9 protein-coding genes are annotated in these 9,131 nt (G+C 65.6%); 3 read left to right on the top strand and 6 right to left on the bottom strand.

Features of this window, described 5'->3' with window-relative positions:
• Positions 1-939: LLM class flavin-dependent oxidoreductase (locus tag Q8K05_RS03490; RefSeq protein ID WP_305245134.1), on the bottom strand; the 939-nt coding region annotated here is incomplete at its 3' end.
• 195 nt (positions 940-1,134) lie between these two features.
• Here Q8K05_RS03490 and Q8K05_RS03485 point away from each other — a divergent pair.
• Positions 1,135-1,791, top strand: coding sequence for a tRNA-uridine aminocarboxypropyltransferase (locus Q8K05_RS03485; RefSeq protein WP_305245133.1), 657 nt, complete (start codon positions 1,135-1,137; stop codon positions 1,789-1,791).
• An 18-nt stretch (positions 1,792-1,809) separates the two neighbouring features.
• On the opposite strand, the gene Q8K05_RS03480 is transcribed toward Q8K05_RS03485, so the two are convergent.
• The 3 genes from Q8K05_RS03480 to Q8K05_RS03470 form a co-directional block, all read right to left on the bottom strand.
• Positions 1,810-2,895 (bottom strand): lipocalin-like domain-containing protein, encoded by a 1,086-nt coding sequence (locus Q8K05_RS03480; protein ID WP_305245132.1) that lies wholly within the window; start codon positions 2,893-2,895, stop codon positions 1,810-1,812.
• Between the two features lie 97 nt (positions 2,896-2,992).
• Positions 2,993-3,166: a hypothetical protein gene (locus tag Q8K05_RS03475; protein ID WP_305245131.1), complete on the bottom strand. Its 174-nt coding sequence runs from the start codon at positions 3,164-3,166 to the stop codon at positions 2,993-2,995.
• A gap of 195 nt (positions 3,167-3,361) precedes the next feature.
• Positions 3,362-5,944, bottom strand: coding sequence for an FtsX-like permease family protein (locus Q8K05_RS03470; protein WP_305245130.1), 2,583 nt, complete (start codon positions 5,942-5,944; stop codon positions 3,362-3,364).
• Between the two features lie 227 nt (positions 5,945-6,171).
• On the opposite strand from Q8K05_RS03470, the gene Q8K05_RS03465 reads away from it, so the two are divergent.
• Positions 6,172-6,717 (top strand): HPF/RaiA family ribosome-associated protein, encoded by a 546-nt coding sequence (locus tag Q8K05_RS03465; protein WP_305245129.1) that lies wholly within the window; start codon positions 6,172-6,174, stop codon positions 6,715-6,717.
• A gap of 43 nt (positions 6,718-6,760) precedes the next feature.
• Positions 6,761-7,222 carry a CBS domain-containing protein gene (locus Q8K05_RS03460; RefSeq protein WP_305245128.1) on the top strand — a complete coding sequence of 154 codons (462 nt, stop codon included), beginning with the start codon at positions 6,761-6,763 and terminating at the stop codon, positions 7,220-7,222.
• Between the two features lie 36 nt (positions 7,223-7,258).
• Here the strand turns inward: Q8K05_RS03460 and Q8K05_RS03455 are convergent, their stop codons facing one another.
• Positions 7,259-8,365 (bottom strand): CapA family protein, encoded by a 1,107-nt coding sequence (locus tag Q8K05_RS03455; protein ID WP_305245127.1) that lies wholly within the window; start codon positions 8,363-8,365, stop codon positions 7,259-7,261.
• Between the two features lie 4 nt (positions 8,366-8,369).
• On the bottom strand, positions 8,370-9,131 hold a 762-nt coding region (locus tag Q8K05_RS03450), incomplete at its 5' end, for an RtcB family protein (protein WP_305245126.1).

Below are 9,131 nucleotides of genomic sequence, written 5' to 3'. Positions count from 1 at the left end.
ATCGCACACCAGCATGAATTCATCGGCGTCCGTGGCCTGCGCCAGCGCGCTCAGGCCGTTGTGCACGGTGTCCGGACCGCCTATCACCGCAGCGGCCAAAAAGTCGCTGATGGCGGCGCGCTCCTGCGGATGCCTTTGTGCCATGAAGTTCTCCACCGGCGGCTGCAGTCCGCGCCGGTCGCCGGTCAGGATGCCCAGTACGCGCTGGTAGGTGCTGCTGGCCAGGTACTCGGCCTCGGCGTCGGTCGGTGCGGCGATCAGCGGCACGCCAATCGTCACATAAGGTTTGGCCAGCGTGGCTGACGGCCGGAACTGGCTGCGGTACAGGTCAATCGCCTGCAGCAGCAGGCCAGGCGCAAAATGGGAGGCAAATGCATAAGGCAAGCCGCGCTCGGCCGCCAGCCGGGCCGAAAACAGGCTGGAGCCCAGCAGCCAGATCGGCACCTCGGTGCCCGCACCCGGCATGGCGATCAGGCGCTGGCCCGGTTGCGCCGGGGCCAGCAGGCGCTGCAACTCGGCCACGTCCTGCGGGAAATCATCGGCCGTCTCTGGCCGGTCGCGGCGCAGCGCCCGCATCGTGGCCTGGTCGGTGCCGGGCGCGCGGCCCAGTCCCAGGTCGATGCGGCCCGGGTACAGCTCGGCCAGCGTGCCACAGGCCTCGGCCACCACCAGTGGCGCATGGTTGGGCAGCATGACGCCGCCCGAGCCAACGCGCATGCGCTGCGTGCCGCCCGCGATATAGCCCACCAGCACGGCGGTGGCAGAGCTCGCAATACCCGCCATGTTGTGGTGTTCGGCCAGCCAGTAGCGCGTGAACCCCAGCGTTTCGGCGTGTTGCGCCGTGCGCAGGGCAATCGCCAGCGCGTCGGCCACCGTGCCGCCCTCGCGTACGGCCACCAGGTCGAGCATGGACAAGGCAATGTCAGGAAGTGCTTTCATGTCGGGTATTGTCGCGGGATGCCGTTATCCGTGCCCGGAGGAGGGCGCATCCTCAAGCGCCGACAATCCATGCAAATGCCGCCAGTCATCATTCATGGGAGAACAACACGGTGAATTTCGTGGAACGCAAGCGCTACCCGGGGGGCTTCTGCCGTGCGCCATGGAGCGCGGTGCGCTGCAGGCGTGAGGCCAGCGATGTGTAGGGGCGACAAACTCAACCGCATCCAGCGCCTGAGCTGCGCGGTTTGCCTGCGTCCGCAAAGCGCCTGTATCTGCCAGTGGATTACGCCGGTGGACCACCGGGTGGAAGTGGTGGTGCTGCAGCATCCGCTGGAAGTCGGCCAGGCCAAAGGCAGTGCGCGGCTGCTGCACCTGAGCCTGCCGCACAGCGCGCTGGTCACCGGCGAAGTGTTTGCCGAGGCGGCCCTGCGAGCCCTGATCAGCGCGCCGCTGCATCAGCACGCGAGCGCAAGCCCGCCCATGCACACGATTTTGTTGTACCCGGATTCGCCGCAAGACCAGGCGCTGGGCCTGCCTGCGCCGCCGGCTTTGGCGCCCGCGCATTTGCACGATCCATCCCGGCTGCGCCTGATCGTGCTGGATGGCACCTGGCGCAAGAGCCGCAAGATGCTTTACCTCAACCCGCTGCTGCACCAGCTGCCCCGGCTGGCGTTGCGGGGCATGCCCGCCTCCCACTACCGGATTCGCAAGGCCCACCAACCCGACCAGCTGTCGACACTGGAAGCGACCTGCGCCGCGCTGGTGCAGCTGGAAGGTAATGCCGAGTCGTTCAAGCCCCTGCTGGCGGCGTTTGACGGGTTTGTCGCGCAGCAGGCGGGCTATCGGACTTAGGTTTTGCAAGCGGCCGGGTCACATCCGCAAGGCCTGTGCATAGCCCGTCATCTCCAGATACCCGCTGCCCACGCGCTTTCCGTTGCTGTCGATCAACTCGCTCAGGCCTTCCCAGTAAATGGCGCCGGTGGAAGCGCGGCTGTCAAGTTCCTGGTTGTCGATCACTGCCCGCACGGTATAAAAATCGGCGGGGGTGCGCACCCTCCATTCCACGGGATAGGTCGCTTGGGTCAGCGGGCTTTTCCAGCGACGCCCGGGTTTGAACACCACTTCGCCGCGGCTGAAGGTGTAGAGCGCGCCTTGGGCCGACCTGAAGGAGCCGCCGTCCCACAGCGCGTTGCCGTCCTTGTCGCGCAGCCTGAACGCAGTCAGCGCGCTGCCGTCCGTCAGGTTCATGCCGATCCAGTCCCAGCCCACGGCGCTGGGGTGCAGCAGTTCCTGGCTCCACTCGTGGTCCAGCCAGGCTTTGCCGGTGACTTCAAAGTTTTGCCCCTGCACCTGCAGGCTGCCGCGTGAAGCCAACTGGGGCTGGCTGTAGTAGTAACTCGCCTGTTTTTCATCGGGTCCCTTGCGGGACAAGCCCTTGTTGCCCTGCAGCAGCACGTTTTGCGTTTCCTCAAACTGCAGCTTCAGGCCAAAGTCCGCAGCCGGCAACTCGGCGGTATACATGCCGCCCTCGGCTTGCAGCGACCAGTCGCGCAGCCTGATGGCCATGTCCTGTTCGCTGGCCTGGGCCACGCCAAAGCCGATGCGCGCAATGCGCTGGTCAGCCAAAAGTTTTTTGCCCTGCACATCGGTGATGGCCGCATGGGCAAAAAGCAGTTGTTTGGCGGCAAATTTCGAGGTCATGCCCTGCGTGCCCTCGACCCGCGAGCGGAAAAACGTGAGTTGAAAACCAAAGATGCGCCCGCCCGATTCCCCGGATGATGCCTGGCCGGTGATGTACCACCACTCGGTCCTGAAGTCGGGGTGCGCGCCCCGGTCGCGCGGAAAGACCAGGGCTTTGGCGGGCAGGGCGAGGGCGGGATGGGTCCACGCTGCAACGCCCGCCAGCCCGGCGAGCACCCACTGGCGGCGAACCATACTGGCAGGCCATCGGTGCATGTCAGTTCGCCTGCACGCGGTGCATCAGGAAAATTTGCCAAGGGCTCATGGCCCCGATTCTCGCAGCAAGGCCGCTGGCGCAGCGGCTTGCGTGGTTTTAAAAGGTTTGGGCCGTGGCCGTGGTTTGAAAAACAATTTCGCCGGTGGGTATATGCACCACCCGGACTTCCTGGCGCGTCGGATCATCCACACTTTTGACCGCGACGGCAACGGCCAGCGAGCAGTTTCTGTAAAGGTGGCTAAAGTTGGGCGATGGGAGCAAGCTATCCATCAGTCTGTCTGTGCCTTCAATTCGGTACTGAGCGGGTGTCATCCTGAATTCCTTTTTAAGGTAGTCCGTTCATGCTAGGAGTTTGATGCTGCACCGGGATGACAAATATCAACTGATAAATGACACGTGCGCTTCAAAAGCGTGAGCAGCGTAAGCAAAAGAAAATGAGTCAAGGGTTAACCCTTGCTATCGATTTCACCAGTCCTCCTTGACCGCCAGCACCGCATCCTTGCCCGCCGCCGCGCGCCCGGCCAGCCAGGCGGTCAGGGTGCCGGCCAGCATCACGGCGGCGCACAAGGCCAGCAGGCGTCCCCACGGCACTTGCAGGTCCATGGTCCAGTGAAAGCTTTGTGGATTGACCACGTGGACCAGCACCGTGGACACGGCCAGGCCCAGGCCCAGGCCCGCAACAGCGCCGATTGCCGTCCAGGCCGCGCCTTCGCCGGCCACCACCGCGAGGATTTGCCGCCGCGTCAGCCCCAGGTGCGCGAGCAGGCCAAACTCCTTGCGGCGCGCCAGCACCTGCGCGCTGAAACTGGCGGCTACGCCAAACAGGCCAATCGCAATCGCCACGCCCTGCAGCCAGTAGGTCACGGCAAAGCTGCGGTCAAAAATCTTGAGTGATGTGGCGCGGATCTGGCTGACCGAGGCCATGTCAAGCAGCGCGCCTGCGCCCGATTGCTGCTCGGCCAGGCGGCGTATTGCCTGCTGCACGGGGGCGTCGCTGGCATCGCTGCTGAGCCACAGCGCCAGGTCGTTGACGCGCTGGTCGCCGGTCAGCCGTTCAAAGTCGCGCTGCGCGATGGCAATGGCGCCAAACTGGCGCGCGTAGTCGCGCCACACGCCGGCGACGTAAAACCGGGGAGGATCATAATTAGCTATTAAATCAGGAGCTGCTTGCACCCGACCTGATTGGGCTAGAGCACTAAAAGACTGTGAAAGTGGGCTGAAAATGCTGCCGGGCTGGGCGCCATACAGGTCCACCATCGCTTCACTGACATAAATGCCGATATGGCCGGACGGCACCGGCAGCGACTGGCCCACCAGCGGCAGCGTGCTGGCCGGGTCGTCAATCGGGCGCGAAATCAGGGCAACGGCGGGCTGGCCCGGGTCCAGCTGCAGTTGCGTGGTGCGCAAGGTGCTGACGCGCGCCACGCCAGGCAAGCGGGCCAGCGCCTGCACAAACTCGGGCGAAAAATAAGCGGTGTCGCTGGCCTGGGTGCCCAAAGCCGTGCGCACATACAGGTCGGCGGGCAGCACCACATCGAGCCAGTGCGTGACCGAATCGCGAAAACTCGCCACCATCACGGTCAGCGCCACGGCCAGGCTGAGCGAAGCCACCACGCCACTGACGGCCACCGCAGCGCTTTCGCGCACGCGGCGCGCGCGCTCCACGGCCAGCATCGGCAGCAGGCGGTGCGCAACCCAGGGGCTGAGCCGGTTGTAGAGCAGCGCAATCAGCCAGGGCAGTGCCGTGATGCCGCCCACCAGCAGCAGCCCGACCGACAGATAAGCCGCCAGTGGAATGCCCAATAGCGGAGGGAGTAAGGCCAGCAGGGCGCCAGCCGCGATCAAAAAAATACTGACCCAGCGGCTGGTGCCCGCACCGGTTGCGATGCCCAGGCCCTTGAGGGTTTGCGCCGGCGGCAGTTTTTGCGCCGCACGCGCCGGCCACCAGCCGCCCACGCCGGCCGCCAGCACGCCCAGCGCGCCGTAGGTCAGCGCGGCCACGCCACGCCATTGCAGGGCAGGTGCCACGCCCGCAAAGTAGCCGCCGCCCAGGTCGCCGCCGAGCAGCCGCAGCGCCAGCCCCGCCAGCCCGGTGCCCAGCGCAATGCCCAGCGCGCTGCCAGCAAGACCCAGCACCAGCGATTCGATCAGCACCAACTGCAGCCGCTCCCGGCCCGTCAGCCCCAGCACGCCGAGCAGTGCAAACTGCTGCGCCCGCTTGGCCACGCTCAGCGAGAGCACCGAAAACACCAGAAACGCGCCCGTGAACAGGGCCACCAGCGCCAGCACCGTGAGGTTGACGCGGTAGGCGCGCGACAGGTTGCTGACCCGCTCGGCGGCGTCGCCAGGCGCGCTGGCCGTGATGTTGGGCGGCAATTGGAGCACGTCGATAAAGCGGCGCGCATCACTGCCGGCTTTCAGCCGCACATCAATGCGCGACAGCTCGCCGATCCGGTCAAACAGCTGCTGCGCGGCCGCGATGTCCATCACGGCCAGCGGGCCGCCGCCTGCGCTGACCGTGCCGGCCACCCTGACGCGGCGCAGCGCCAGCCCGCTTTGCAGGTCCAGCTGCGGGGCCGCCAGCAGTTGTCGCGCGGCGGGGTTCAGAAAAGCCGCATCAGGGGCAAACAGCGCAAAGCGGTCTGCATCGGCCGCGCTTGTTGAGGGTACCGGCATCAGCGCGGGCGCAATCGCCGCCACCGCCAGCACATCGACGCCGATGATGCGCAGCGCGACACGCTTGCCGTCAGCGGCCACGGCGTAGGTGCCCAGTTCCAGCACCGGGCTGGCCAGCGCGACCTGGGGGTGCGTGGCCACGCGTGCATACACGGTTTCGTCAAAACTGCCCTGCACCGCGCGCAGTTCGAGGTCGGGCTGTCCGTTCACGGCGCGCACCGCCTGCGAAAACTCGGCCAGCGCCGAGGCATTGATCAGGTGCACCGAAAACGCCAGCGCCACGCCCAGCATCACGGCCACCATGGCGGCGGCATTGCGCCACTTGTGGTGCAGCAGTTCCTGCCAGGAGAAGGTTTTCAGCAGGCTGATCATGAGGGATGCTTTCTGGTTGGCCGCAGGCGCACTGCAGTTTATGCGTTAAGTGGGGGCGCGTTCATTCCCTGCGGGGATTGAACGCCCGGTACTCCTGCTGGCGCGGTGATCCGGCCTGCCGGTATTTACGCGCAGCTGGCGTGGTTTGTCGGACCGCGTTGATAAATCTCAAGCGGTTCGCCGGGGTGCGCGCCAGAATGGAATCATCAGCTACCAAGGAGATGGGAATGCAGCTTCCGGTTCACATTCAGTTTCGCGGCATGGAGCCTTCCGATGCGCTGGAGGCCAGTGCGCGCGAGCACGCGTACAAGCTTGAAGTGTTTGCCCCCGGCATCATGACGTGCCGTGTTGCCATTGAGCTGGAACAAAAACACCAGCATCAGGGGCGCCCCTACGGCGTGCACATTGATCTCACGCTGCCGGGCCACGAACTTGTGGTCAACCGGGTTCAGGATGAAGACGTGTATGTGGCCCTGCGCGATGCTTTTGACAACATGAAGCGCCAGCTGGAAGACGTGGTGCGCAAGCGCAGGGGGCAGGAAAAACAGCATGCGCAGCCCCTGCATGGCGAAGTGGTGCGCCTGGACGACGCAGGGGGCTTTGGCTTCATCCGCACGCCTGATGGCGATGAGTACTACTTCAGCCGCGACAACGTGGCCGGCACGCCCTTTGAGCACCTGCAGACGGGCAGTGCTGTGCAGTTCATTCCCGAGGTGGGCGGCGAAGGACTGCAGGCCAAGCGCGTGAGCCTGGGCAAGCACGGCATGGGCTGAACCGCCCGCAGAATGTGACACGCAAAAAATCAGGGAGAACAACATGGGTGAGCGTTTGACAACCGGTGAAATCTGCACGCGTAGCGTAACCATCGCCTTCCGGGAGACGCCCCTGGACGGGGCTGCGCGCCTGATGCGGGACAACCATGTCGGCTGCCTGGTCGTGGTCGATGAAGTTGGGGGCAAGCGCATTGTGGTGGGGGTGCTCACGGACCGCGATATCGTGACCGCTGTGGTTGCGCCAGGCCTTGATGCCGCCACCCTGCGCGTGGAGGATGTGATGACTACCGATCTGGTCACCGCCCGTGAGGACGATTCGCTGATCGACCTGATGCGCACCATGCGACGCAAGGGGGTGCGTCGCATTCCGGTGGTGGACGGGCAGGGCGAACTGGTAGGCGTGGTGGCGCTCGACGATGTGCTCGATATCCTGTCGCAGGAGTTGGGTTTGCTGGTGGGGGCCATCGACAGCGAGGGGAAACGCGAGCGCCAGATGAGAAGGTGAGCCGGGTAGCGCAGACTCTGCGCATGACCAGCAAAATCACCAGCGCAGTTGCCAGCAGCCATCGGCTTGCGCCTGCACCCCCGTGCCGAATTTCTGGCCCTCGTTTCCAAACAATGCCTGCAGGCTTTCTCGGGCAGAGGTGTCCGCATGCACGAGTTGCAGCCGCCGCAGCTGCATCGGCACGATCTCTAGTTGCTGCAGTGCGCCGGTTTCGGTCGAGATGCGGGCGAAATACAGGCACACGGCACTCGGGTCAAAGCGCTCCTGAAAGGAAATGCCCTCGTAGTCATTGATGAGGTCGCCGCAGCCATACAGAATGAGTCGTCCGCGGTAGACCTCCATCGGCCGCGGATGGTGCGAGGAATGGCCGTGAATCAGATCTGCCGCACCCAGTTCAATCAGGCGCTGCGCGAAGCGGCGATGCCGCTCTGGCACCTCAACGCCCCAGTTGCCACCCCAGTGCAGCGAGACCACGACCAGGTCGCCGGGCTGGCGCTGGCGGGCTACGCGCTTGGCCACCTGCAGCGCACCGGCCTCGTCCCATGCGGGCAGCCATGCCACGCCGGAGTTGTCTGGCGTGGCGGCCCAGGCGCCTGGCACGCCGCTGTCCGGCCCGGCCCAGGAAAAGACCCGCAGGCGCGCGCCACCGGCCAGCGGCCAGGACGCGGGCGCGCAGGCGGCCTCAAGATCGCTTCCGGCGCCCGCGCTGCTGATGCCGGCCCGCTGCAGCGTGCGCAGGGTTTCGTTGAGCCCGGCCCGCCCCCAGTCCAGCACATGGTTGTTGGCCAGTGCGCAGCAGTCAATGCGGGCGGCCATCAGGCAGCTGATGTTGGCCGGGTGCATGCGGTAATGAATGCCCTTGCCGGGCCAGGCTTCCTCCGAGGTGGTGATCGCCGTTTCCAGATTGACCAGACGCAACGCGGGCTGGCGCTTGTCAATCTCGGCCAGCGCATCGCCCCAGATATAGCCGGGAGTGACCGGGGCCGGCACCGGGCCGTTCAGCCGCTCGGCCAACTGCACATAGTCGCGCGCATCGTGCACCCAGCTTTCATACAGCACCGGCGGCACGGTCTGCGCCTGGATCTGGTCGATGCCGCGCCCGGTCATCACATCGCCGGCCAGCCAGAGCGTTAATGTTTCCACTGCCTTATCCCTTGATGCAGATCAGCGGCTCCAGCCGCGCCACTTTGCGCGCCAAGCCTGCCGCATCGGCGGCATCGACGACCGCGTTCACGTCCTTGTAGGCGTCGGGTGCCTCCTCGGCCACGCCGCGCATGGAAGGGCTGCGTATCAGAATGCCGCGTTGTGCCAACTCGTTGACCACCGCGCCCCCGTTCCAGGTCTTGAGCGCCTGATGCCGGCTCATGGCGCGGCCGGCGCCATGGCAGGCTGACGAAAAAGCCAGGGACTCCGAGGCTGTGGTGCCCGCCATCACATAAGACCCGGTGCCCATGGAGCCGCCAACCAACACCGGCTGGCCAGAGGCACGCAAAGCCTGCGGCAGTTCGGGGTGGCCGGGGCCCCAGGCCCGCGTCGCGCCTTTGCGGTGCACATAAAGCTCGCGCAGGCGGCCGTCGACTTTGTGCGTCTCCAGCTTGCAGGTGTTGTGCGACACGTCATACAGCACCGGCAGTTGGGCCGAGGGCAGCACTTTGGCAAACACGTCGCGTACCAACTGGGTCAGGATCTGGCGATTGGCCAGCGCGCAGTTGATGGCCGCCCGCATCGCGCCCAGGTATTCCTGGCCCAGGTCGGAGCGGATTGGCGCGCAGGCCAGTTCGCGGTCAGGCAGCACCAAGCCGTGGCTGGGGGCAGCCTCGACCATCCGGCGCAGGAACTCGGTGCCGATCTGGTGCCCCAGCCCGCGCGAGCCGCAGTGGATCATCAGCACGACATCACCCAGGTGCAG

The organism is Polaromonas sp. (assembly GCF_030682935.1).
In the GTDB taxonomy this organism is placed as follows: domain Bacteria; phylum Pseudomonadota; class Gammaproteobacteria; order Burkholderiales; family Burkholderiaceae_C; genus Polaromonas.
The sequence above is the reverse complement of the archived record's forward strand: the minus strand, read 5'-3'. Positions and strand labels throughout refer to the sequence as shown.